Annotated in this window: 25 protein-coding genes; 13 read left to right on the top strand and 12 right to left on the bottom strand. The window is 65.2% G+C overall.

Annotation, left to right across the window (positions count from 1 at the left end; translation table 11 throughout):
* Positions 1 to 3: 3 nt before the first annotated feature.
* Genes VL752_RS20815 through VL752_RS20800 form a run of 4 tightly spaced genes read right to left on the bottom strand, consistent with a single transcriptional unit; the run spans position 4 to position 2980 of the window.
* Positions 4 to 408, bottom strand: coding sequence for a VOC family protein (locus VL752_RS20815; RefSeq protein ID WP_325358324.1), 405 nt, complete (start codon positions 406 to 408; stop codon positions 4 to 6).
* Between the two features lie 30 nt (positions 409 to 438).
* Positions 439 to 1185 carry an SDR family oxidoreductase gene (locus VL752_RS20810; protein WP_325358323.1) on the bottom strand — a complete coding sequence of 249 codons (747 nt, stop codon included), beginning with the start codon at positions 1183 to 1185 and terminating at the stop codon, positions 439 to 441.
* Entirely contained in the window at positions 1182 to 1970 is a 789-nt protein-coding gene (locus tag VL752_RS20805) for an alpha/beta fold hydrolase (RefSeq protein WP_325358322.1), read from the bottom strand. The genes VL752_RS20810 and VL752_RS20805 overlap by 4 nt, the downstream gene beginning before the upstream one ends.
* A 5-nt stretch (positions 1971 to 1975) precedes the next feature.
* Positions 1976 to 2980 carry an NAD(P)H-quinone oxidoreductase gene (locus tag VL752_RS20800; RefSeq protein ID WP_325358321.1) on the bottom strand — a complete coding sequence of 335 codons (1005 nt, stop codon included), beginning with the start codon at positions 2978 to 2980 and terminating at the stop codon, positions 1976 to 1978.
* Positions 2981 to 3142: 162 nt separating this feature from the next.
* On the opposite strand from VL752_RS20800, the gene VL752_RS20795 reads away from it, so the two are divergent.
* The 4 genes from VL752_RS20795 (at position 3143) to rpmG (ending at position 7123) form a co-directional block, all read left to right on the top strand.
* Positions 3143 to 4402 carry an ABC transporter substrate-binding protein gene (locus VL752_RS20795; RefSeq protein WP_325358319.1) on the top strand — a complete coding sequence of 420 codons (1260 nt, stop codon included), beginning with the start codon at positions 3143 to 3145 and terminating at the stop codon, positions 4400 to 4402.
* Between the two features lie 138 nt (positions 4403 to 4540).
* The gene (locus tag VL752_RS20790) at positions 4541 to 4711 is read left to right on the top strand and encodes a DUF1328 family protein (RefSeq protein WP_325358317.1); all 171 of its coding nucleotides are present in this window, start codon (positions 4541 to 4543) and stop codon (positions 4709 to 4711) included.
* 307 nt (positions 4712 to 5018) lie between these two features.
* Positions 5019 to 6809, top strand: a complete 1791-nt coding sequence (locus tag VL752_RS20785) for a chloride channel protein (RefSeq protein ID WP_325358316.1) — start codon at positions 5019 to 5021, stop codon at positions 6807 to 6809.
* A 146-nt stretch (positions 6810 to 6955) separates the two neighbouring features.
* Positions 6956 to 7123, top strand: a complete 168-nt coding sequence (rpmG, locus tag VL752_RS20780) for a 50S ribosomal protein L33 (protein ID WP_227306051.1) — start codon at positions 6956 to 6958, stop codon at positions 7121 to 7123.
* A gap of 90 nt (positions 7124 to 7213) precedes the next feature.
* Here rpmG and VL752_RS20775 read toward each other — a convergent pair whose 3' ends face one another.
* On the bottom strand, positions 7214 to 8215 hold the full coding sequence (locus tag VL752_RS20775; RefSeq protein ID WP_325358313.1) for a KpsF/GutQ family sugar-phosphate isomerase: 1002 nt from the start codon (positions 8213 to 8215) through the stop codon (positions 7214 to 7216).
* 60 nt (positions 8216 to 8275) lie between these two features.
* Positions 8276 to 9817: an amidase gene (locus VL752_RS20770; RefSeq protein ID WP_325358311.1), complete on the bottom strand. Its 1542-nt coding sequence runs from the start codon at positions 9815 to 9817 to the stop codon at positions 8276 to 8278.
* 183 nt (positions 9818 to 10000) lie between these two features.
* Here VL752_RS20770 and VL752_RS20765 point away from each other — a divergent pair, with 183 nt between their 5' ends.
* Complete coding sequence (locus tag VL752_RS20765) at positions 10001 to 10843, top strand: PhzF family phenazine biosynthesis protein (protein WP_325358309.1); 843 nt, start codon at positions 10001 to 10003, stop codon at positions 10841 to 10843.
* A gap of 120 nt (positions 10844 to 10963) precedes the next feature.
* Entirely contained in the window at positions 10964 to 11380 is a 417-nt protein-coding gene (locus VL752_RS20760) for a DoxX family protein (protein ID WP_325358308.1), read from the top strand.
* Positions 11381 to 11399: 19 nt separating this feature from the next.
* Here VL752_RS20760 and VL752_RS20755 read toward each other — a convergent pair whose 3' ends face one another.
* The 3 genes from VL752_RS20755 to VL752_RS20745 form a co-directional block, all read right to left on the bottom strand.
* A complete protein-coding gene (locus tag VL752_RS20755; protein ID WP_325358306.1) occupies positions 11400 to 11969 on the bottom strand; it encodes a cytochrome b in 570 nt (189 codons plus the stop codon).
* Between the two features lie 77 nt (positions 11970 to 12046).
* Entirely contained in the window at positions 12047 to 13453 is a 1407-nt protein-coding gene (locus VL752_RS20750; RefSeq protein ID WP_325358304.1) for a sensor histidine kinase, read from the bottom strand.
* Positions 13450 to 14154: a response regulator transcription factor gene (locus tag VL752_RS20745; RefSeq protein ID WP_325358302.1), complete on the bottom strand. Its 705-nt coding sequence runs from the start codon at positions 14152 to 14154 to the stop codon at positions 13450 to 13452. Before VL752_RS20745 ends, VL752_RS20750 begins: the two co-directional genes overlap by 4 nt.
* Before the next feature lie 110 nt (positions 14155 to 14264).
* On the opposite strand from VL752_RS20745, the gene VL752_RS20740 reads away from it, so the two are divergent.
* Entirely contained in the window at positions 14265 to 14648 is a 384-nt protein-coding gene (locus VL752_RS20740) for a cytochrome c (RefSeq protein ID WP_325358300.1), read from the top strand.
* Positions 14649 to 14655: 7 nt separating this feature from the next.
* Positions 14656 to 15363, top strand: coding sequence for a cytochrome b/b6 domain-containing protein (locus VL752_RS20735; RefSeq protein WP_325358298.1), 708 nt, complete (start codon positions 14656 to 14658; stop codon positions 15361 to 15363).
* A 13-nt stretch (positions 15364 to 15376) separates the two neighbouring features.
* Here VL752_RS20735 and VL752_RS20730 read toward each other — a convergent pair whose 3' ends face one another.
* The 3 genes from VL752_RS20730 to VL752_RS20720 form a co-directional block, all read right to left on the bottom strand.
* On the bottom strand, positions 15377 to 16309 hold the full coding sequence (locus VL752_RS20730) for a class I SAM-dependent methyltransferase (protein ID WP_325358296.1): 933 nt from the start codon (positions 16307 to 16309) through the stop codon (positions 15377 to 15379).
* 125 nt (positions 16310 to 16434) lie between these two features.
* Positions 16435 to 17640: a chromate efflux transporter gene (gene chrA, locus VL752_RS20725; RefSeq protein WP_325358294.1), complete on the bottom strand. Its 1206-nt coding sequence runs from the start codon at positions 17638 to 17640 to the stop codon at positions 16435 to 16437.
* A 165-nt stretch (positions 17641 to 17805) separates the two neighbouring features.
* Positions 17806 to 18543 carry a helix-turn-helix domain-containing protein gene (locus VL752_RS20720; protein ID WP_325358292.1) on the bottom strand — a complete coding sequence of 246 codons (738 nt, stop codon included), beginning with the start codon at positions 18541 to 18543 and terminating at the stop codon, positions 17806 to 17808.
* 203 nt (positions 18544 to 18746) lie between these two features.
* Between VL752_RS20720 and VL752_RS20715 the strand changes: the two genes are divergently transcribed.
* The 5 genes from VL752_RS20715 (at position 18747) to VL752_RS20695 (ending at position 23788) form a co-directional block, all read left to right on the top strand.
* The gene (locus VL752_RS20715; RefSeq protein WP_325358289.1) at positions 18747 to 19421 is read left to right on the top strand and encodes a response regulator transcription factor; all 675 of its coding nucleotides are present in this window, start codon (positions 18747 to 18749) and stop codon (positions 19419 to 19421) included.
* Positions 19422 to 19438: 17 nt separating this feature from the next.
* Positions 19439 to 20971 carry a PAS domain S-box protein gene (locus VL752_RS20710; protein WP_325358287.1) on the top strand — a complete coding sequence of 511 codons (1533 nt, stop codon included), beginning with the start codon at positions 19439 to 19441 and terminating at the stop codon, positions 20969 to 20971.
* A gap of 107 nt (positions 20972 to 21078) precedes the next feature.
* Positions 21079 to 21444 carry a response regulator transcription factor gene (locus VL752_RS20705; protein WP_325358285.1) on the top strand — a complete coding sequence of 122 codons (366 nt, stop codon included), beginning with the start codon at positions 21079 to 21081 and terminating at the stop codon, positions 21442 to 21444.
* A 1064-nt stretch (positions 21445 to 22508) separates the two neighbouring features.
* Entirely contained in the window at positions 22509 to 22763 is a 255-nt protein-coding gene (locus VL752_RS20700) for a hypothetical protein (RefSeq protein ID WP_325358283.1), read from the top strand.
* Positions 22764 to 22942: 179 nt separating this feature from the next.
* Positions 22943 to 23788, top strand: a complete 846-nt coding sequence (locus VL752_RS20695; protein WP_325358281.1) for a Crp/Fnr family transcriptional regulator — start codon at positions 22943 to 22945, stop codon at positions 23786 to 23788.
* Positions 23789 to 24122 lie beyond the last annotated feature (334 nt).

Genomic DNA, 24122 nt, shown 5'->3' with positions numbered 1-24122 from the left:
GCCTCAGGGCTGGGGGTGCTGCCAGCTCTTGTAGACGAATTCGAGACTGTAGCCGTCCGGGTCGAGCACGTTCGCAGCATAGTAGCGGGGGTCGTAGTAGAGCCGTATCCCCGGGGGCCCATTGTCGGTGCCACCCGCCGCCATCGCGGCCTCATAGGCGGCGTCGACTTCGGCCCGGCTATGGGCGACGAAGCCGATATGGGCGGCCCGCCCCTCCACCGTGCCGGCGCGCAGCCAGAACCCGATTCGCCCGCCTGATCCGAAACCCTTGAGGTCAGGATGACCGGGCGGCCCGTCCTGCCCGTCATAGTCATGCCGGATGGTGATCCCGAGCGGGGTCAGTGCCTGGCTATAGAAGGCAACCGAGCGCTCGAGGTCGCTGACGGACAGGAAGGCGTGATCGAGCATGGTCCGATTCCAATCAGGGATAGTCTGCGGTCAGCGGCCGCCCGAGACATCCAGCACCGCGCCGCTGGTATAGGAAGCGGCGTCGCTGAGCAGCCAGAGGATCGGCTCGGCGATCTCGCTTGGCTCGGCCGCACGGCCCATGGGCGTGGTCTCGCCCAGCCGCGCCGCCCGGTCAGGTTGGCCGGCGGTCGCGTGGATTTCGGTCGCCGTCAATCCTGGGCGCACGGCATTCACCCGCACGCCCTCGCGGCCCAGTTCGCGGGCGAGGCCGATCGCCAGCGTGTCCATCGCTCCCTTGGACGCCGCATAATCGATGAATTCGAAGGGCGAGCCGAGGCGGGAGGAGACGGAGGAGACGATAACGATAGCGCCGCCGCGTCCGCCGCGGCTTGTCGAAAGACGCCGCGCCGCCTCGCGCGCGCAAAGAAAGGCGCCGTAGACGTTGACATCGAAGAGCCGCTTTATGCGGCTGGCCTCCATCTCGGCCAGCGGCATGGATTGCGCCGCGATCCCGGCATTGATGACGACGCCGTCGAGTGGGCCGAAGGCCGCTTCGGTGGCATCGAACATGGCGATGACCTCCGCCTCCTCCGCGACATCGCCCTGGATTGCGACAGCGCTGCCGCCGGCGGCTTCGACCTCGGCCACCACAGATTCGGCGGCCTGCCGGTTGCCGGCGTAGTTGACGCCAACGGACCAGCAGCGCGCCCCCGCCAGAAGCGCAGTCGCACGGCCGATGCCACGGCTGGCGCCGGTGATGAGAATCGTCTTGCTCATGCCTCAGCCCCATCCAGGAAGGGAGTGACTGCTGCGAGGAAGCCCGCCGGATCGTCCACATGCAGCCAGTGCCCGGCATCGGGCAGTGTCGCGAAGCGCACCGCCGGGAAAAGCGCGCGGATGTCGGGATAGGCTGTTTCCGGCACGTAGTCTGAGCGGCCGCCCGTGATGAAGAGGGCCGGCCCGTCATAAACCCGGGGGACCGGCTGCCAGCCCTCGATCACGCTCATTCCCTCCGCGATCTCTGAAAGACCGATGCGCCAGCCGTTGGGCTGTGTATTGCCGAGGCGGAGATTGAGCATGAGAAAGGAGCGGATCATGGCATTGGGGATGCGCGATGCGAGAGCGGCGCTCGCTTCCGCACGCGTCATGCCGGGTGTGATCTCCAAGCCCCGCATGGCGGCTGCAAGATCGGCATTGCCGTGCTCATAGGTGCGCGGCGCGATATCGGCCACCACGACGCGGTCAAGCAGGGCCGGGCGGGAAAGGGCGAGTGCCATGGCGACCTTGCCGCCCATGGAATGGCCGAGCAGGCGGCAGAGGCGATGTCCCAGGCTCTCCAGCGTTTCGGCCACGTCCTCCGCCATGGCGGCGTAGGAGGTGACAGGGCCGTGCGGGCTGTCGCCGTGATTGCGGAGATCGAGGGCGATGACCAGCCGCCCGCCGGCGCCAAGCGTCTTCTGGTGCTGACCCCAGTTGCGAGCGGAGCCGAAGAGTCCGTGCAGCAGGACGATGGGCGGGCGGCCGTCAGCCGCCTCGCCGAAACTGATGGCGTTCAGGCGCATCCTGGTTAGCTCGCCATGCTCAGCATGATTTTGCCGATATGGCCGCGGCCTTCCATCAGCCGGTGAGCCTCTGCCACCTGCGCAAAGGGGAAGACCGTTTCGATTACCGGCGCGCAACGCCCTTCATCGAGCACTGGCCAAACCCGCTCCTGCAGTCCCTTCGCGATAGCGGCCTTCTCGGCCGCCGTGCGCGGCCGCAACGTCGAGCCGGTGATCGTCAGCCGCTTCGTCATGACCGGCAGCAGATCGGCGTCGGTGATCGTCGAACCCTGCAGGAAGGCGAGGAAAATGAGCCGTCCGCCGCGCTTGAGGGAGGCAATGTTGCGCGAGAAATAGGGTGCCCCCACGATGTCGAGGATCGCGTCGACCCCCCGATGGGCCGTCAGGCGCGCGATTTCGGTGGCGAAATCTGCCTCGTTGTAGTCGATCGCCGCGTGGGCGCCGAGGCGCTCGGCCGCTCGGGCCTTGTCCCGGCCGCCGACGGTCGTGAAGACGACCGCGCCGAATTCGGCGGCGAGCTGGATGGCGGTGATACCGATGCCGCCCGTGCCGCCATGCACCAGCACGCTCTCGCCCGCATGCAGCCGGCCCATCTGAAACAGATTGGCCCAGACGGTGAACATATTTTCCGGCAGGGCTGCCGCCTGCACGGCATCATAACCCTTCGGCCAGGGCAGGGCTTGGCCCGCCGGCATAGCGCAGTATTCGGCATAGCCGCCGCCATTGGCGAGGGCGCAGACCGCATCGCCAACGGACCAGCCTACGACGCCAGGCGTGACCGCCGCGACATGCCCCGCGACCTCGAGCCCGAGGATCGGGCTGGCATCCGCGGGGGGCGGATAGAGCCCCTGGCGCTGCAAAAGATCGGGACGATTGATGCCCGCTGCCGCGACACGCACGAGGATCTCGCCTGGACGGAGATCGGGCAGCGGCGCGGAGCCTAGTTGCATGACATCGGGGCCACCGCCGCCCTTGGTTTCAATCACGCGCATCGTCTGCGGCAGGGTCATCGGGGCCTCGGTTTGTCTGGAGTCGCGGCAGACTGGCACGGGCGGCGCCTCGCCGGCCCGCGTCGCTGAAGCATAATAGTTAAGCCGCCGCTCTTTCGCCGCCAAGGCCGTCGGATTAGTCATGCGGCTGCGGGCCTGTCCCGCGCGTGGGAGTGTCACCGCATGGCCGCTCGTCGGCGCGATCTTCTCAGCGGACTGGCGACGGGCCTCAGTCTTGGCATCGCCGGCGTGGCGATGCCTGGAGGCAGGTCAGCCCAGGCGGGCACGCCACCGCGGCCGCCCGACAACAAGAGCCTCGTCATCGGCGCGCTCTTCCCCCTCTCCGGGCCGCTGGCGGCCCAGGGCAACGAATGCCTGCGCGGTGTGCAACTCGCGACCGATCTCTGTAATGCGGGTGGTGGCCTGCTGGGCCGACAGGTGAGCCTGGCCCTCGGCGATGCGTCCGATCCGGACCGTGCTGTCGCGGAAGCGCGGCGCCTGATTTCCGATAAGCAGCCGGCTCTCATCTTCGGCACTGGCGAAAGCATGTTGAGCCTTGGCGCCAGCGAGGCGAGCGAGGGGTCCGGCGTGCCCTATTGGGAACTGACGGGTACGATGCCCGCCATCACCACGCGTGGCTTCCACTATCTCCTGCGCCTCTGTGACACAGAGGCCGGAGTTGCTGATCGCTGCCTGGAAGCGATCGCGACCGTCATCGCCTCGGCCCTCCAACGCCCCGCAGACAAGCTCTCGGTGGCATTGCTCTATGCCGACGACACTCCAGGCAGCGCGGTCCAACCGCTGATCGCGGCTGCCGCCCATCGCCACGGCGTCAGCCCGCCCATGAGCATAGCCTACCAGCCGGGAGCTGCGGATTTTGGAGCGCTCGCCGAGAGGCTTGCCGTTATGAAACCCGATATCCTCATCCATCACGGATTGGCGGAGGGGGTAGTGCTGCTGTTTACCGCGCTCGCCGCCCGCGATTGGCGGCCCCAGGTGCTGATTGGCATCTCTGCAGCCTATGGTTCGATGGAAACGGCGGCAATGGTGGGGCCCGGCTTCGACGGCACGCTCGCCGTGGGGGTGGTACCCTATGGTGTCGATGCGCGGCTTGCTCCCGATGCTGGCATGGTGGGGACCCTCTACGAGCAGAATTTCGGGGCGAGCCCGCGTTCCGGACTCAGCTTTTCCCATTTTGCCGGAGCCGGGCTTTGCTTCGATATCCTCCGTCTCGCCAAGAGCGCGGACAAGGACAAGGTGCTTGCCGTCGTCCGCGGCATCGCATTGGCGCGGGGGTCGCTCGCCAATGGCTGGGGTGCGCTTTTCGGCCAGGACGGGCAGAATCTGCGGGCCTTCTCCTGCCTGTCGCAATGGCAGAAGGGAAAGCAGGTTGCGCTGTTGCCGAAGGACGGCGCGGCTGGCGCATTTCGGTTGCGCACTTGAACGGTGCGGCGGCCGCACTTCACGTTTCCGTAAACCGTGGCCTCAATCCACAGGAATCAAGACAGTCCAGGCCGGACCGCGGTGGAAAACAGCGGAGCCGCACCCACGTCGGGATAACAACAAACCGAGGGGTTCGTCATGCTGAAATGGGCGATCATCTTCGCGATCATTGCAATCATTGCCGGTGCGCTGGGTTTTGGCGGTATCGCCGGTGCGTCGGCGGCAATCGCGAAGTTCCTGTTCTTTATCTTCCTGGTCATCTGCATCGTCTTCCTGGTGCTGACCTTCACCGCCGCGCGACAACTATAGCGCACGGTTCGGGGCTTTGCTCCGCAGATGAGGAGGGCGTGCCGGGGGTCTCCTCCCGGCACGCCCTTTTCGTTTTTGGATTGCCGTGCCGAGCCTTCAGAAATGCGAAAATAGGGCAAATTTGCTCCTGCGGGTCTTACTTCCTCCATGAAGTTGTGAGCTAAAGAACTGCACCGCAGCAAAAGGCGGTGTCGGGCGGGATGGGCGGCGGCTGGTCGGGCGCCACCTGGAATTCCGTTTGGCAACCCCGCCGGCATTCACCCTTCGCGGGTGCCTGGGTAGAGAGAGACCGAGGACGGCCCGCACGATGTCGACGCGCTCCCTGTCGAGCCGCAGCCGCCGTCAGCAATGGGGGGAGTGGGTTCTGCACGCCCCGCAGACGCTCCGTGCCCTGGTCCGTGCTGATGAAATCTGGCTCACAGTCCTCGCCGCTGCCATCGGTATCTGTGCCGGCATCGTTGTCGTCGTCATGAACGGCACGATCGAACTGATGCATGAAACGCTGTTCGGTATCCCCGAGGGCAGCCGCCTCAGCTCCGCTTCCGAAATCGCCATTCCGCGCCTGATGCTCGTGCCGATGCTGGGCGGCCTCCTGATGGGGCTGGGTGGCCTCGTTCTCGCACGCTGGCGGCCGCGCCGCGCGGTCGACCCGATTGAGGCGAACGCGCTCTACGGCGGCCGCATGTCGGTCATCGACAGCATCATCGTCTGCGTGCAGACGCTGCTCTCCTGCGGTGTCGGGGCCTCGGTGGGACTCGAAGCCGGCTATACGCAGATGGGCTCGGCCATCGCCTCCTACATCGGGCGGAGCTTCCGGCTGCGCCGCAGCGACCTGCGGCTCATGGTCGGCTGCGGGGCGGCGGGCGCCATCGGCGCCGCCTTCAATGCGCCCATGGCCGGCGCCTTCTATGGCATCGAACTCGTCATCGGCACCTATACCATCGCCAATCTGGCGCCGGTCGTGGTGGCCTCGCTCACCGCCGTCTTCGTGGAGCGCGGGTTGCACGGCGGGATCGACGGTTTCGACCTGATCCTGCCGAGTAGCTTCCCGGTGGTGCAATATATCCCGATCCTGGCACTCGGCATTATCTGCGCCTTGGCCGGGATCGCCGTGATGCGCGGCGTGACGATCGCCGAAAGCTGGTTCCGCCGCAGCCCGCTGCCGGTCTGGAGCCGACCGATGGTGGGCGGGATCGTCGTCGGTCTCTGCGGCCTGGTGACGCCGATGGTGCTCTCCTCCGGCCATGGCGCGCTGCGCGAGGGGCTCGGCATGGATTACCCTCTGCTGCTCATCACGACCGGCTTGGTGCTCAAATCCATCGCCTCCGCGGTCTCGATCGGCTCCGGCTTCAGGGGCGGTCTGTTCTTCGCCTCGCTGTTCCTGGGCTCGCTCGTCGGCAAGATCTTCGCAGGCGTGCTGGCGTTGCTCGCCGTGGGGCCGGTCATGTCGCCCGTGGTCTATGGGCTGATCGGCATGAGTGCGATGGCAGTCGCCGTTATCGGTGGGCCGCTCACCATGTGTTTTCTGGCCCTCGAAAGTACCGGCAGCTTTCCGCTGACCGTCGCGGTACTTGCCGCCGTCATCGTCTCGTCGCTGACTGCACGGCGCACCTTCGGCTACTCGTTCGCGACTTGGCGTTTTCATCTGCGCGGCGAGGCGATTCGCAGTGCCGTCGATATCGGCTGGGTCAACACGCTGAGCGTGGGACGGATGATGCGGCGGGACACCCGCACGGTCAGGGGTTCCACGTCCCTCGAGGTCTTCCGGCGAGAATTCCCGCTCGGCTCCACCCATCGCGTGGTGGTGGTCGACGATAGTGGCCGCTATGCCGGCATCGTGCAGACGGCCGAGGCCTTCAGCCCTGATATGGCTGCCGAGACCGTGGGCGAACTCATCCATGTCGCCGATACCGTGCTGACGCCTGCGATGACGGTGAAAACCGCGATTGCCCTTTTCGCGGAATCGGAAAGCGATGCGCTGGCCGTGGTGGACAGCCAGGAGACCCTGCGGGTCATTGGTCTGCTGACTGAACAGCACGCGCTGCGCCGCTATTCCGAGGAGCTCGATCGCAGGCGACGGGAACTTTCCGGGGAATAGGGTCCGCTCTGCGTCGGTTGGGCTTGACCGGAGGGGGCGGGATGGGCCATGTGCGGCCCTCGTTTTGGAAATAATGCGCTGGTCGGGAGCGCCGATGCCGCGGGGGCGGCGACGGTGGTTTATGGGCGGCGACGGGAATTGGACCTATGGCGAAGTCGAACACCGTTCAGATCAAGCTCCTCTCCACCGCGGAGACGGGCTATTTCTATGTGACCAAGAAGAACACGCGCGCGCAGACCGGCAAGCTGGAATTCAAGAAATACGATCCGGTGGCCCGCAAGCACGTCGTCTTCCGCGAAGCCAAAATCAAGTAATCCCGCGGCGCCCCAATCCCGGCGCCGGTTGAGAGACTTCGGAAAACCCCGCGCTTGCGCGGGGTTTTCGTCGTTGAGATCCCGCCCGGTTCAGGCCACCCCCGCGCGCAGCAGGTCGTGGATATGGACGAGGCCGACCGGCTTCTCGCCCTCCACCACGAAGATGCAGGTGATGCGCGTCTCGTTCATCCGCGCCAGCGCCTGAGCGGCGAGATCGCCCGGCGCCATGATCTGCGGACGGCGGCCCATGGCCTGCTCCACCGGCACATCGGCGAAGCCGGCGCGGAAGGCGCGGCGGAGATCGCCGTCCGTCAGCGCACCCACGAGATGGCCTGCGCCATCCACTACGGCCGCGATGCCGAAGCGCTTGGAGGTCATCTCCACAATGCCCTCGGAGAGCGTCGCATCGTGACGTACCACGGGCAGCGCCTCTCCTACATGCATGAGTTGGCCGACCGTCAGCAGCCGGGCGCCGAGTTTACCCCCCGGGTGGTAACGCTGGAAGTCGCCCGCCGTGAAACCCCGCCGCTCGAGAAGGAGAACGGCGAGCGCATCCCCGGCGACGAGCTGCATGGTGGTACTGGTGGTTGGCGCCAGGCCGTTTGGGCAGGCCTCCTCGGCCAGCGGCAGCACCAGGCAAAGATCGGCCGCCCGACCCAGCGCGCTGTCGGCGCGTGAGGTCAAGGCCAGCAGCTTGATGCCGAAGCGGCGGGTATAGGCCACGATATCGGCGAGCTCCGGTGTCTCCCCGGACCAGGAGAGGGCGAGCACCACGTCATTCGGTCCGATCATGCCGAGATCGCCGTGGCTCGCCTCGGCCGCGTGGACGAAGTGGCTCGGGGTGCCGGTGCTGGCCAGGGTCGCGGCGATCTTGCGGCCGATCAGGCCCGATTTCCCCATGCCGGTGACAATGACGCAGCCGCTCCGCTCAATGAGTTCGGCGGCGGCGAGAAAGGACTCCGAGAGCCCGGCGGGAAGCGCCGCTTCAAGGGCGGCCAGTCCCTGCATTTCTGTCCGCACCGTGCGGGCGATGCTCGCCACATGGTCCTCGGTCCGGTCCGGGACCAGGGAAGTGATGAAATCCGCTGTCATTGTATGCCTCCGGCCCGCCTGTTTTAAGCGAGCCGGGGCATCGGGTCGAGTGAGCCGGCGTCAGAGCAGGGTGGGTGCGCGGCGGTGACCGGTCGCCTGCTCATAGGCATAGGCAAGCGCCAGAATCTCCGCTTCGCTCCATTTCGGTCCAACGAAGATGAGGTTGAAGGGTGCGCCGGAGGCGTAGAAACCCGCAGGCACAGTGACGCCGGGAATCCCCGCGATATTGATTTCGCTCACCGTCGTCTCGTCGATCCGTCCGCCGCTGTGCAATCCGGCGAGATCGGTGCGCATCTGCGGGAAACAGAGCCCGTCCAGCACGTGCTGCGCGAAGACGGCGCCGAAGATCTCGAGATAGCTCTCCCGCGCCGTGATAAAATCGGAGAGATCGGGCGGGACGGACGGATTGGCGAGGCAGGCGGCGAACTGGCGCTGGTAGACCATGTAGTGCAGCGCGCCGCCGGGAGCGAAGGCATCGTCTCCCTTGGTCGCCTCAGCGAATTCCGCGAAGGTCTTCAGGGCGGCGTCTGGCCCAAGGCGCTTCAGATACTGCTCCACGTCGTAGGGCACGGATTCCAAGCCGCGGGCATCGAAATCCTGGCCCGGCACGGTCTGGTGGCGGAGATCGGCGAAGCCCGAGCCCGCGAAAGGGTCTTCCACCAGGATGGCGCCAGCGGCTTTCAGCTCCACCTGCGCGCGCGCGTAGAGGCTGGCGGTCTCCTCCGAGAGCGGCTGGTTGCGCCAGCCTGCGCCATACAGGCCGATACGCTTGCCGGCAAGCGCGTCCTTGGAGAGTTTGGAGGTGTAGCCGCCCTTTGGCTTGTGGCCGACGCCTGCAATCGTCTTCGGGTCTTCTGCGGTGAAGCCCGCCAGCACGTCCAGGCAGAGGGCGGCATCCCGCACGCAGCGGGCGATCGGGCCCACGACATCGCGATGAGCGGAGAGCGGCACCACGCCGGCATTGGGCACCAGCGCGTGGCTCGGCTTGATGCCGACGAGACCTTGGGCCGAGGCCGGATTCTGGATCGAACCGCCGGTCTCCTCGGCAAGGCCGAGCACCGCAAGGCTTGCGGCCACGCACGCGGCGGTGCCGGTGCTGCTGCCGCCGGGCAGCAAGTCGGGTGCGGCGACATTCAGCGTGGGGCCGGCAAAACTGTCATTCGCATCGGCGCCGGTATGGCTGAGGATGGGCACATTGGTCTTGCCGAGGATGACGGTGTCGGCGGCCTTCATGCGGGCGACGACCGGACTGTCGGTCGAAGGCATCAGATCGACGCCACCCGCCTTGCTGTAGAGCTGCGCCCAGCCGGCGGTGGTGGGGATGCCCACCATGTCCATCGGATCTTTCACCACGACTGGGATGCCGGCCAGCGGGCCGAGCTTCTCACCAGCGGCTCGGCGACGATCGATCGCGCGCGCGGTTTCCAGCGCATCCGGGTTCATGAACAGGATGGCGTTGTATTTCGGGTTGTATTCGGCGATGCGGTCCAGAAAGGCCTGGGTCAGGGCTTCGGACGTCATGGCTCCGCTGGCCATGGCGGCCTGAGCCTTTTCGACCGTGAGTTCGACGAGATCAAAGGCGGGCAGTTTGCTGTCAGTCATTTCTAGGAAAAACTCCGGTCCGGATAGCGCAAGGGCGGCAAGGTGGCAGCCTGGGGGCTGGCGATGCAAGATACCGGCCGGTTCGCCGCGCGTCGCGCGGCTGGTCTCATGCGGCGGGCCGGATGGTTGCAGCGGCGCCACTCAGCGTAGGATTCCGCAGCTTCACGCAAAGGGAGAAAGAGAATGGCGCGCCCCTTCCGGCTGGTCGATGTCTTCGGCAGCGGTGAATTTTCAGGCAATCCGCTCGCGGTCGTGGCCGATGCGGCGGGCCTCGACACGGAGACCATGCAGCGTATTACGCGCTGGCTCAATCTGTCGGAGACGACCTTCCTGTTGCCGCCGGAAAATCCGGAAGCGGATTATCGCGTCCGCATCTTCACCCTCGCGCGTGAATTGCCCTTCGCCGGGCACCCGACGCTCGGCACCTGCCATGCCTGGATAGAGGCGGGCGGCACGCCGCGCCGGCCAGGGCAGATCATGCAGGAATGCGGCGTCGGTCTCGTCCCGATCCGTGAGACGCCGCAGGGCTACGCCTTCGCGGCCCCGCCGCTCGTGCGGGAGGGTCGACCGAGCGACGAGGTGATTGCCGAGGCTGCCGCCGTCCTGCGCATCCATGTGGACGCGATCGTCGATGCCGCCTGGATCGACAACGGGCCGGGCTGGCTCGGCATCATGCTCTCTTCCGCCGAGGCGGTGCTGGCGGTGCAGCCGGACGTATCGCCGGGGCGTCATGTCGACATCGGCCTCATCGGCGCCCATCCCCCAGGAAGCGAAGCGGCTTATGAGGTGCGTGCGCTGTTCTCCAATGCCGAAGGCACGGTGATAGAGGATCCGGTCACTGGCAGCCTCAACGCGTCCGTCGCGCAATGGCTGTTCGCCTCCGGCCGCGTGACCGATGGCTATGTCGCGGCGCAGGGCACGGTGCTCGGGCGGCGGGGGCGCGTGCGGATTGATCGCGATGCGGAGGGCGCCATCTGGGTTGGCGGCGCGACGCGCACGCTCTTCGCCGGTGAGGGGCGCTTCTGACAGGTCACCGATTGAAACCTTCGGCAAAGTCATTGTTTTCACTGCCAAAACCTTCATAGATCCTGATCATTCCGCTATGCGCGCCATGATGGCCGCTCACCGTTCGTTCAGGAGAGACGCATGCAAGGCTTCGCCAGTGACAGGCTGCGCGACGAGGTCATCCTCGTCGCGCGCATCCTTCTTGTCCTGCTCTTTCTCATTTTCGGTTGGGGCAAGATCACCGGCTTTTCCGGCACAGTCGGCTACATGGCTCATAGCGGCCTTCCGCTGCCCTGGGCGGCGGCCATCATTGCCATCGTCATCGAGGTCTTCGTGTCGATCGCGCTTGTGATTGGAGTCTACACGCGGCCGCTGGCGCTGGTGATGGCGATCTATACCCTCGCCACCGCCTTCATCGGCCATCCCTACTGGACCATGAGCGGCACGGCCCATTTCGAGGCAGAAATTAACTTCTTCAAGAACGTGAGCATCATCGGCGGCTTCCTGCTGCTCTATGTGACCGGACCTGGCCGCTACGCCTTGCGTTCCACGCTCTAAGCCCGCTCGCGGCCGTCGTTCAGCGCAGCGGGATCATTCGCCGTAGCACCCCGTCCTTCAGCGCATAGTGGTGGAAGAGCGCCGTCGCTGCATGCAGTCCGGCAATGACAATCACGGCCCAGGCCGCCCAGAAATGGATGAAGCCAACGGGGGCGCGCAGGACCGGCTCCGCCGGAAGCGGCGAGGGGATTGAAAAGAGCCAGAAGACATTCAGCGCCTGGCCGGCCGCCCAGCGTTTCAGCGGCCCGGTCACAATCATGGCAAGCAGCAGGAGATAGAGCACGCCATGCCCCGCCTGGGCGAGCTTGCCGACCATGCCGGGGTGCGACAGACGCACGGATCCGAAGACGCGCCAAAGGATGCGCGCGATCACGATCGCCACCAGCAGGCAGCCAAGGGAGACGTGCAGGCCCTGAAGCAGGTGTCGTGCGGGCCCGCGCGGCAGGAACCCCCAGATCTGGGCGAAGGCGAAGAGTGAGACGACCAGCAAGGCCGTCAGCCAATGGAACGCGATCGCGAGCCCGTCATAGCGGCCGGACCAGCGCCCCGCGTGGGTTCGTCCGGCGATGTCACGCGTGGCAACAGGCATGCGGCAATCCTTTGAATTGATGCGCTCGGTCTAGCCTCTGGGGCTGTAACGGAGCATCTCGATATGTATTCGGACGGTTAACGCGCAAGCGGCGGCGCGTCCTCGCCTGCCGTCGGGCCCTCGGTGCCGAGGGTGAGGAGGGCTTCCGTGCCGCCTCCGCTGCGCGGCGCGAGGCTGAGGCTCCCGCCATGAGCTGCTGCGATTTGCGCCACGATGGCGAGGCCCAAGCCGGCTCCGCCCTCACGCGCATGGGGCCCGCGCTCGAAGGGCTGCAGCAGCCGGGCCTCCTGCCCGGGCGGGATGCCGGGCCCACGGTCGCGCACCGCGATTTCCCGCGGCGCACAGACCGCCACCTCGACCGTCGTTCCCCGCGGCGCATAGCCGAGGGCATTTTCGACAAGATTGATGAGCGCCAGCAGAAGAGCGGCGCGGTTGCCGGTGACGGTTAGTGATGCTTCCCCGGTCAGGGCCAGTTCCACCCCCTCGCGAATAGCGAGCGGTGCAAGGCCGGCGACCGCTTCGGCCGCGACGTCGTGCAGGTCGATCGCCTCGGAGAGATCGACCGGCAGGCTTTCGAGCCGCGCCATGCGGAGGAGTTGGGAGACGAGCCTGCTCATGCGGTCGGAATCGTGGCGCAGGCCACAGACCTCCGGTGATTCGGCCATACCGTCCAGCCGGGCTGTGAGCACGGCGAGCGGTGTGCGCAGTCCGTGTGCCGCCTGGGCCATGAAGCTGCGCTGGGCGGCGATGGTGCGTTCCAGCCGGCTCAGCGCCTCGTTCACGGCATCGACCAGCGGCGTCACTTCCCGCGGCAGGCCTTCGGCTGGCAGGCGGCGGCCGGGCTCGCCTGGGCGGATCGCGGTGGCGGCGGCCGAGGCGCGGGTGAGGGGGCGGAGCCCGCGTCGCAACGTGACGATGCTGACACCGAGCATAAGGAGGCCGATCGGCAGTAGCAGCCAGACGGCGGTCCCCAGAAACTGTGTTGTCAGACTGTCGACGATTGCTTCCGCCTGCTCCCGCCCCTGCAGGAGAAGGACGAGCCGCCCATCCACGTTGCGCGCAAACCCCATCAATCCTTGTGGGTGGCCGGGCGTGGGCGGCAGCCGGAGGAAGCCGGGCCCGACGGTGTCGGGCAGGAGCGGGCTGAGGATGGCGGCTTCATCCGGGTCCGAGGTGGAGAGCAACCGTCCGCCCGTGCCGAGGATGAGAAAGACGGTATCGCCGTCCGAAAGACGAAATCGATCGGTGACGGCGCGTGGCAGTTCGAAGGGTTGGTCGGCCGCGCCTTTCGGCAGATGGCGGACCAGGAAATCCACTTGCTGTTGCATCGCCGCGTCGTCGAGATCGTGCAGCGTCGCGACCGTCCGCCAGGCGACGGCTCCGGCCGCGAGCAGAATGGTGCAGAGCATGACGCCGGCGAGCCGCCAAGCGAGGCGGGCGGTAAGCGACCAAGGCCGGCGCCCGCGCCGCGGCGCTGCCTTCACGCGGGTTCGGCCATGAGGTAGCCCACGCCGCGGATGGTATGAATGACCGGCGTGGCGCCTGCTTCCTGCAAGCGGCGTCGCAGCCTGTGGACCAGCACTTCCAGCGCATTGGAGCCGAGTTCGCGGTCTAGACTGTAGAGGCGCTGCTCCATGATTTCTCGCACGACCACGCTGCCCTGCTGCCGCAACAGGATTTCCAGCATCGAGGTTTCGCGCGGGGTGAAGGAGACATCCTGCGCGTTGATTCGGATGTGCCGTCCGACGGTGTCGAGCGCGAGATTGCCGAGTGTCAGGGTGATGCCAAGCGCGGCATTGGGTCGCCGGAGCAGGGCGCGGAGCCGGGCGACAAGTTCCGGCATGTGGAAGGGTTTGACGAGATAGTCGTCCGCGCCCGAATCGAGCCCCAGCACGCGATCTTCCGGCCCGTCCCGCGCGGTCAGGATCAGGATCGGCAGGCTGGTGTCGGACCGCCGGATCTCGCGTAGCAAGGCAATGCCGTCCCCATCGGGCAAGGCGCGGTCCAGGATTGCCGCGTCATAGCCGACGACGGCGAGAAAATCCCGCGCCTCGGCGAGGTTCGCTGCCAGGTCGACCGCGAAACCACCGCGTTCGAGCGCCGTGCGCAGCAGCACGCCAAGTTCAGGCTCATCTTCGATCGCCAGCAGTCGCATCTCCGCCAGTCCCTCCCGCCGGCCGATCATCGGCCGCGAAGCTTACAGGAACATTAGGGCAGGGCCGGCGGCCTGTCAGGTTGTCGTAAGCCGGGCCGGCGATAAGAGCCGCCGAGCGAGAGCCGAGGAGACGCAGGCGGATGAAGACAGTGATCAGCAAAATGATTCTGGCGGCGGCGATCCTCGTACCCGGCACCGCCTTCGCCGGTATCGCCTTGGCTCCTGTCATGCAGAGCTGGAACCACGACCGTCGGCAGATCGACGCAATGCTGGCAGGCGACCGTCCCTTCGACCAGGCGGCGGTGGCGGCGACTATCCACACCTACGTGACCGATGCCAGCATGGTCGCCGGGCATGTGAGCGGCAGTTCGCCGGAGGCCCGGGATTTCGCCGCCCGCTTCCGCCGCTTCGCCCAGACGGCGGCGGCCTCGGCAAAGGACAGTGGCTCGGTCGCGCGCTTTCGTCCGCATTTCGAGGAACTCGTGGGTGAGTGCCGTTCCTGTCACGCGGTCTACAACAATTGAGGTCCTCATGAGCTTCATCGCACCGAGGCAGATCCTGCGTCGTAGCCTGCTGTCGCGCGCAGCGGTCTATCAGAGCGTGGCGCATGGCGAAGCGCGGCGCTCGCATGCGACCCGCCTTCTGCACCTTCTGCTGCTCCTCTCCGTGATCAATCAACTGGGGAGCAGCCAATTCATGAGCCGGCCGTTTCCCGGCGAGGCACCCTCCACCCTCTATGCGCTGCATGAATATGTCGGCATGGGCAGTTTTGGTCTCGTCCTCGGCTTCTGGCTCTGGACCCTCGTGCGGCGTGGCGAGACGACCATCGGCAGGCTGTTCCCCTGGTTCTCTCCCCCGGCCATCGGGGCGGTGATCAGGGATGCGATCGCCCAGCTTCGCAGCATTCTGCAGCGCGATCCCTTGGCCGAGAGCGACGGCGCTTTCGCAAGTGCGGTGCACGGGCTCGGGCTGCTGACCCTCACGGGGATGGCGGCGACCGGGACGCTCTATTTCGTCATGACGGGATCGAGTATCGGCCATCTCGCGCTCGGTCTGCACAAGACGATGGCCAACCTGATGTGGATTTATCTCTTCGGTCACGCGGGCATCGCGGTGCTGCATCACCTGCTCGGCCACGACATCCTGCGCCGCATGTTCTGGGTCCGACGCGGCATCACCATAACGACGCCGCGGCCTCGTAACCGGCAGCGCAGTGAGCGCGATCGGGCGGAGATCTGACCGCGGCCCGCGGTCAGTTGTAGGCGGGCTTGGTCGCCGAGAGATAGACCATGCGTTCGCTGCTCGGATAGTTGCCGGATTCGATTGCCGGGCGCAGCACGCTTTCGAAAAAGCTCTTCTCCGGTTCCGAAAAGCGCTTGTCCATCACGGCGCTGAGCGTCGGTGCCAGGGGATGAGGGGATATCTTGAGAAAGGTCTGCCAGGTGATGGGCCGTGGCGGATCGACGTGGATGTGCAATTGCAGATCGAGATCGCCGAAGCCGGCATTTTGAGCGAAGCGCAGCAGATCGCGTTCCGTATAGTTCGTCATCGGCGTCTCCTCCAGCCGCTCAGTCGAGTCCGGGTATTGCGCGGACTTCCAGCGGTGCAGCAGCGGCAACAGCTGGTCCTCATTATCTGGATCGCGCCGGTCCAGCACGGCGCGAAGGGCGATAGCGTTGAGCGCATCGTCCCGCATCACAGGTTCGGCGATCGAAAGCCGGCCGCCGGGCTTGAGCACACGATACATGGCCCGGAACGCGGCGGGCTTGTCCGGCACATAGGCCAGAACCGATCGCGTCGTGACGGCATCGAGTGTCCCGTCCTCGATGAGAGCGAGATCCTGTGCATCGGTTTGCAAGAGACGGCAGTGACGGGCGACGCCCCGCTGCCGCGCGAGACCTTCCGCCAGACGCAGGATGGAGACGGAGGTATCGGCCATGGTAACGGCAAGCTGGTTCTTCATACGCTCCAACGCGCGGAAGGCGACCAGCCCGTCTCCGGTACCGATGTCGAGCAGGCGGGCGCCGTGAGCGAGTTTCGCCGCGTCCAGTACCCGATCCGCATAATGCTGCAGTCTGGCGTGAAGATGGGTGCGATAGATTGCGTCATCGCCATGACGCTGGTGCAGCAGCCAGATCGCCCAGTGATCGGAGATGGCTGCAGATTCGGGTGCGGTCATCTGCATGGCAGCGGTATCCGCCCTGGGTAAAGTTGAAAGCGCGTCGGCGCGCCGACAGATGGCTTTTACGGAGATAAGGTTTCATAAAACATAACGACTTCGTGATGAATATGAACGAGACGTGAAGATTGTCAAACGCCCGCCATGCCGAGGGCGGCGAGAAGGAGAACGACGCTCCAAGGTGGTGCCTTCCAGACCGTGAGCAGCAGGAAGCCGGTTGCCGCGACCGCGACGTCGGGCGGCCCCCGCACGGCGCTGGTCCAGACCGGGGTATAAAGGGCAGCACCGAGCAGGCCGAGTACGGCGGCATTGGCACCGCGCATCGCGGCCTGGGCGCTGGGATGCAAGCGAAGCCGGTCCCAGAAGGGGAGGATGCCGACAAGGAGAAGCAGGCCCGGCAGAAAGATGCCGGCGAGTGCGATGCCGGCGGCTGCGAGCACGAGCGCGCCCGAGGCATGGGAAGCGGCCGCCATGGCGGCGCCGAGATAGGCTGCGATGGTGAAGAGCGGCCCGGGCACGGCCTGGGCAAGTCCGTAGCCCGCGAGAAAATCATGCTCGCCGAGGAAGCCCGGCGTCACCAGTCGCGCCTGCAGCAGCGGCAGGACGACATGACCGCCCCCGAAGACGAAGGCACCCGCCCGGTAAAAGGCAGAGAAATGCCCGAGCCCGCCCCAGAATCCGGTCCTCGGTATCAGGAACAGCAGCAGGAAGAGCAGCAGGGCCATGGCCGCCGCCCGTCGGGAAACCGGGCCAGTGACATGGCCTGTGGCCGTGATCGGAGCCTGGCGGCAGAGCAGCAGCCCGGCCAGGGCGCCGAGCGCGATCACGCCGAGCTGCACCAGGCTCTGCGGAACCAACAGCACGAGGCAGAGGCCGGCGAGCGCGATGCCGGCGCGCGGCCGGTCGGGCGCCAGGCTTCGGGTCATGCCCCAGACCGCCTGTGCGACGACGGCGACGGCAACGAGTTGCAGCCCGTGCAGCAGGGCCTGGCCAAGCGGCCCCTGCATACGCCCCGCCACGAGCGCGCAAACGAGCAGCAGCAGAGCCGAAGGCAGGGTGAAGCCCGCCCAGGCGGCGAGGCCGCCCAGAATGCCGCCGCCGCGGCGAAGACCCAGTGCAAAGCCGAGCTGGCTCGAGGCCGGTCCCGGAAGGAATTGGCAGAGGGCCAGGAGATCGGCATAGCCCGGCTCGTCGATCCAGCCGCGGCGAAGGACGAATTCCTGCCGGAAATAGCCGAGATGGGCGATGGGTCCGCCAAAGGCTGTGAGACCAAGGCGCAGGAAAGCCAGGAAGATTTCCGCCGGGCTGCCCGCCCGCATGCATCGGCCAAAGATCATCGCAAGGGCATTCCGGAAACGTGAGAGGCGTACGGGCCGCTCTGCCCCGCTTTGGCATTCTGCACCAGCGACAATATCGTGGAAGATGCGCGCCGGTCAGAACCGCAGGACGCGGAGCCCCATGCTGGACGCACACTCGGTCAACGGGCAGACCGATGACCGTCCTCAGTGAAGCGTTTCGGCAGTCAGCGCCCGGCGATTGTGGATGGCGATATGCGCACCTTTGACGGAGATGACACCGCAGCGCTTCAGATCGGACAGGCAGCGGGAAACCGTTTCGATCGTGAGGCCGAGATAATCCGCCATGTCGCCCCGGCTCATCGGCAGCTCCACGATGCCCTGCCTCGATCCTTCCAGCCGCTCCGTCATTTCGAGCAGGAAGGCCGCGATCCGTTCAGCGGCGGTCATGCGACCCAGGAGGACGATCCGGCTGCGCATGGCCTTGGCCTGGCGGGTCAGGTGACGGCGCAGTCGTTGCCCGAAGGCGGCATCCTCCTCGGCCAGCAGTTCCACGGTGGACAGGCGCAGGCGCCGGATGGTGACGGCCGTTACGGCCTCGGCCGCGAACTCGTGTTCGCCGACGGCATCCAGGCCGAAGACATCGCCCGGCATCAGAAAGTCGCTGACCTGACGGCGTCCGTCCTCGAGGCGCTGTACGCTCCGCACGCATCCTTCGACGACCTCGAAACAATATTCGGCGGCATCGCCCTGGGCAATGATGTCGCAGCCTTTTTCGATATCGACCAGCGCGCCGGTATTTTCCACGTGTCCAAGCGCGGCGCTTGCCGGGCCGATGCGAAATCCGTCGATCGCGGCAGAAGCAGCGGCAAGAACGGGGAGGCCAAAATTCTTGCCCGGTGCTGCCTCAATCTTGTTCGCAAAGATGAACGGGGATGCAAACATGGCAGGCTGTCTCCGAATGAATTCTGACATGGGGACAATGCATGGCTCGCCCATTAGGCAAAATTCGTTTGGCCACGTACGTGGTAGTACTTATTCTGTTGAACGCGCATGCGTTGTGAGGCGTGGCTGGCTGTCTCTCGGCCGCTGATAGATGAGACCGTTATCGGATTTGCTAGGCAGTGTCCGGCGGTGAGGGGTTCAGGATGGACGTGGTGCAAACGGTCCATGTCGTCGACGATGACGAGGGGGTCCGGCTTTCGATTGAGTTTCTTTTGAAATCGGAAGGATTAGCACCGGTGACCTATGCAAGTGCCAGTGATTTGCTGAGCACGTCTCTGCAGCCTGCCGGCTGCGTTCTGACCGATTTCCATATGCCCGGCATGGATGGGCTCGAACTGCAGAGCCGGCTCGCCGACCGGGGCGTACGCTTGCCGGTCATCGTTATGACCGGTTTTGCCGATGTCCCCGCGGCGGTGCGCGCAATGAAGGCGGGCGCTGTCGATTTTCTCGAAAAACCTTTTGCCGAGGATCAGTTGCTGCACGCCGTCCGGCGAGCACTGGCAGAAAACCGCCAGGCGCTCGGCGCCCTTCGGGCCGCCCAGCGGGCCTCTCAGCTCATTGCGACCCTGACCCCGCGCGAGAGCGAGGTGCTCCACCTACTGGCTGAGGGCCATTCAAACAAGGAAATGGCCCGGGTTCTCGGCACGAGTCCGCGCACCATCGATGTGCACCGCGCCCGCGTGCTCCAGAAGCTCGGCGTCGAGACCCTGCCCGATCTCGTGCGTCTGGTGTTGGCGGCACGGCCGCCGGAGCAGGGGAGCGGAGACTTCGAACCGAGCGATGGCCCTGGCCGGACCAGCCGCGGCAGGATGACATGAGGTGGAAGAGGTGATGGATGTCCCGGTCTGATGATGTGGCGGAGGTGGCTGGGCAGAAAGATGAGGATGTGCGGCCTTTCCTGGCGGCCATCGCCTCCTCCTCCAATGACGCAATCATCGGCAAGGACCGGCGGGGCAAGATCACCTACTGGAACGCCGCCGCCGAACGCCTGTTCGGCTATCCGGCGTCCGAGATCATCGGCCAGTCGGTTAGCCGCATCATTCCGCCCGATCGCGCTACGGAGGAGATGTCGATCCTCGATCGCGTGGGCAGCGGCGAATACCTCGCGCATTTCGAGACGAAACGGGTCACCAAAGACGGCCGCATCATCCCGGTCTCCCTCACCCTTTCGCCGATCCTCGGCCCTGACGGCGCGGTCATCGGCATATCGGATATTGCCCGCGATCTGAGCGAGACGCAGCGGCTGGCCGAGGCCTTTCAGCAGCGGGAAGCGCTGCTGCGCTCGATCCTCGACAGCAATCCGGACGGCTTCATCGTTATCGGCGAGAGCGGGATCATCAAAATCTTCAGCGCGGCCGCAGAGCGGATGTTCGGCTATGCCGCCGCAGAGGTCGTCGGGCGCAACGTCTCGATGCTGATGCCGGAACCCTATTCGGCGGCGCATGACGGCTATATGCAACGTTACCGGGACACGGGCGACCGGCGGATCATCGGCATCGGCCGGGTGGTGGCGGGCCTTCGCAAGGACGGTACGACCTTTCCCATGGATTTGCAGATTGGCGAGGCGACGGCCCCCGGCGAGCGCCGCTTCACCGGCTTCGTCCGCGATCTGACCGAACGTGAGAATCGTGATCGGCGCCTCGCAGAACTCCAGTCGGAACTGATGCATGTTGCGCGGCTCAGCGAACTTGGCCAGATGGCCTCCGCGCTGGCCCATGAGGTGAACCAGCCGCTGACCGCCGTCGCCAACTATCTGCGCGGCATGCGCCGGCTGTTGAACGACGATTCACCGCCCTTGCTGCGCCAGGGGATCGAAAAGGTGGCCGAGCAGACGGAACGCGCACGTGCCATCGTCCAGAGCCTCAGAAGCCTCGTGAAGAAGGAAGAACGGCCGAGGTCGGCTGAGGATCTGGAGGCGCTGGTCCTTGAAACCGCGGCCCTTGTCCTTGCGGGCATGAGCCGTCGGGTGGCGCTCATCCAGGATATTCCGGCGGACGCGCAGGCGGTTTTCATCGACCGCGTGCAGGTGCAGCAGGTGCTCCTCAACCTGATGCGCAATGGCGTTGAGGCGATGGAGGGCAGGCCCCTGCAGCGATTGACCGTGCGCGCCAGGCGTGTGGGCGAGCGGGTGGAGATCGCGGTCGCCGATACCGGCTCGGGATTGAGTGATGAAGTGCAGGCGCGCCTTTTCCAGCCTTTCGTCACCACCAAAGCGGATGGGCTCGGCGTCGGACTGTCGATTTGCCGCACGATCGTGGAATCCCATGGCAGCCAACTGACTGTGACGAGCGTGCCCGAGCAAGGGACGACTTTCCTGTTCGACGTGCCTGCAGCTCCTGGTCTCGGAGCGCAGGCCGAGCCTCTCTAGGCGCGCGCCCATTCGAACTGACATAGATCAAGGCCGATCTAGTCTCGAATCGTTAAGCAAGGTACGGGAAACACTTATCTTTGTGCCAGGGAGGAGCCGGTAAGCGGATGGCTAAAGTGACAACCGGCAATATTGCCGTGGTGGACGATGATTTCGCCGTCCTCGAATCCTATCAGTTCATGTTGGAACTGGCGGGTTTCCGGGTGGCAGCGTTCACCTCGGCGCTCTCTTACCTCGATGCGTCGGATCTGGCGCCGAGCTGCATGATCCTCGACCAGCACATGCCCCTCATGACCGGTCTCGAATTGGCCGAAACGTTGAAGGATCGGGCGCTGGATATTCCGATCATGCTGGTGACGGCGGCGCCGACACCGGCGATTCGAGAGCGCGCCGCCGAGCTCGGCATCACCAAGGTTCTGGAAAAGCCGCCGAACGAGGATGAGCTTCTGGAGTTCGTCGCGGCCCACGCCTGAGGCAGGGCCGGTCAGGCCGAGATGCGCAGACGGTCGCGGTGCGAGGCCGGTGGCGGCTTGGACCGGCGCTTATGCCAACGGTATGCGTCAGGGCGCGCCTGGGGGTCATTCAGGTCTGGGACCCGGGGCGCCTATGCGCAATCAGCCGGATGCCCTTCTCGGCGGTCGCACAGTCTACCCGCCGAATAGCCATCGGAAAAAATGACGTTTGCCCCCGCTGGATCCTGTTCCATCGGCGCCACGTTAGTGAATGCTTCTGGCTTCGCGGCGCAGTCCGCGGAGAACCCGTCCTCTTCCAGCTTCAGCATGGGTCGCGACCCTGTTCACATAGGCCCAGATTACCTCTTCGAGGGCGATCGCTGTCCAATCCGTCCGACCGCTGCGGCGCTCCTCATTAGCCCGCCGGATCTCGCCTTCGATCTGACGCGACGTGAACAGAGGTGCCCGGATGTCCGCGGGCCGATTATCATAGGTCAGAAGCCATAGGTCAGCGACTGTTGTTGGCATAGCGTGCTCTTTCCGCCTGCTCCCATACAGCAAGCAAGGCTGCCTGTTGAGATAAGCTATCAAGCCTGCCTGTCTCGCGCATTCAACTGGTATAAGTTTTCTTGGATTGCTGCGCGGTGACCAGCTTCCGGATTGTCCGGCCTATGCCGTGAACCGGTTGAGACGACAAGAATCGTTTTTGGAGATGAATCACCGCTCATGCTGTGTAGCACGCAACCGGACTATCCCATGACGTTTCGAACGATTGCTGTTGCCGGTGCGATTTTGTCGGCCCCTTCGGCCGGCCTGCCAGCTTCGCCCAAAGCGTCCGTGGCAGCGCTGACGTTCCGCCGTCAACAACTCGCTCGGCCTTTCCGGAAGCGACACCAGACTGTTCCCGTAACCGTTGGGAGCGGCATCTCGTCGAGCGGCGGAGCTAAGGCCGCCGGTAGGAACGATGCTCGTCTCGGCTACCGGGCACAAATCTGTTGCAGTGCAGCAACAGCGAACTCCCCCGGGGCAGCCGAAACCCAACCTGGTTAAGCGACAATGGCCGCAAATTGGCGCTATACTGCTCGATGGAAATGACACCTGACCCCCACGGCCAAGCCGCCCTCATGCTCTGCGAGAGTGTGCTGCTCCTGCTTATCGACAAAGGGGTGATCGACAAAGATCAGGCTGCAGACGCCATAGACGGTGTTATCGAGGTCAAGCAGGAGATCGCCGGGGTAAGCGAGAGCGTTGTGGTGAGTCTGGAATCAATCACGCTCCTGCGAACTATAGCGCGAAGCATTTCCGCCGCTGCGGACCCAGAACGCGCAGCGATGTCGTGACCGGCTTCTGCGGTGGGCACCAAAAACCAGGGTTCTGGCAACGCCCCATCTCCGCCATGTTCCGGTAACCATCAAACTCCGGTGTCATAAGCCAAGCCAGTTGTTTAGGGACTTTACTAACCCGGATCGCTTCTGGCACTTAACTGGCATAATTTTCTATATCTCGCCGGAGCCATCGCATGGCGCGCTCACCAGAACGGGGTAGTGAGCCCTCCGCCACTGTCTCGAGCGGCAATAGCCCCCTGGTCCGCAAGCTCTCGCACTTTGCGCCGCTGTCGGACTCCGACCGGCAGATTCTCGACGGCCTCACGGTGCAGGACGAGCGCTTCAACGCTGACATGGACATTGTAAGCGAGGGCATGGTCCCGAGATCGGTGTTTCTCCTGAAGGACGGTATGGCGATCCGCTATCGCAGCCTGCCGGATGGAGGGCGTCAGATCATGACGTTCATCATTCCCGGCGATCTGTGCGACGTACATGCGTTCCTGCTCAAGGCCATGGACCATTCGATCGGCACCATAACGCCGGTGAGCGTCGCCTGGATTCCGCGCGACAGCATGATGGACCTGTTCTCCCATCGCCCGCGCATCTCCGCGGCCCTGTGGTGGAGTTCATTACAAGAGGAGGCGATGCTGCGCGAGCGCATCGTCTCGCTCGGTCGTCGCGACGCACGTGGCCGTGTCGCCTACCTGTTGTGCGAGTTGCTTTGGCGGCACGCTGCGGTGGGACTGACGGACGGAGAGACGTTCCGGCTGCCGCTGACGCAGGTCGAGCTGGCCGACACGCTGGGTTTGACACCCGTTCATGTGAATCACGTCCTGAAGGAATTCAGAACACATGGATTGATCACGATGGAGCAAAGGGTCCTTAGTCTGCTCGATGTCAAGGGTCTCCAGGCAAAAGCCGGCTTCAACCAAGATTATCTGCATCTGGGGGGTGCATCGAGCGAAGTGACCCGCTACTTCGATCGTCTCGAGGGCAAACAGAGGATCAGCCGTCGGATGATCCGGCCGCCCGACGCGTAGACGCTTCCGAAGACCGCGCGGACCCCGGCCGCCGCCTTGCCCATCATAGCCACCGAAGACCCCGATAGGTTGCCATATCATGCATTGAACGCTTGACCGCCGCGGGAACCGAGCCATTCGTGAGACCGGTTGAGGCAGGGCGGCGTTGTTGCGCCACCCAGGACATGATGCCCAGAGCCGCGTAACTTACTGGCTTAGTCGACGATAGGCCAACTGGAAGCCTTTCAGGGCGATGCTCATCGCAAGCTCCTGTCCGTTGGGGGCGCCGAAGGTTATTACGAGGTCCTTCCCCTGCAGCGCGCTGGCAACAGCGAGGCCTGGGTCACTGGGGTCC

Source organism: Acidisoma sp., assembly GCF_035492295.1.
GTDB lineage: Bacteria > Pseudomonadota > Alphaproteobacteria > Acetobacterales > Acetobacteraceae > Acidisoma.
This window is presented reverse-complemented; position numbering and strand designations above follow the sequence as displayed.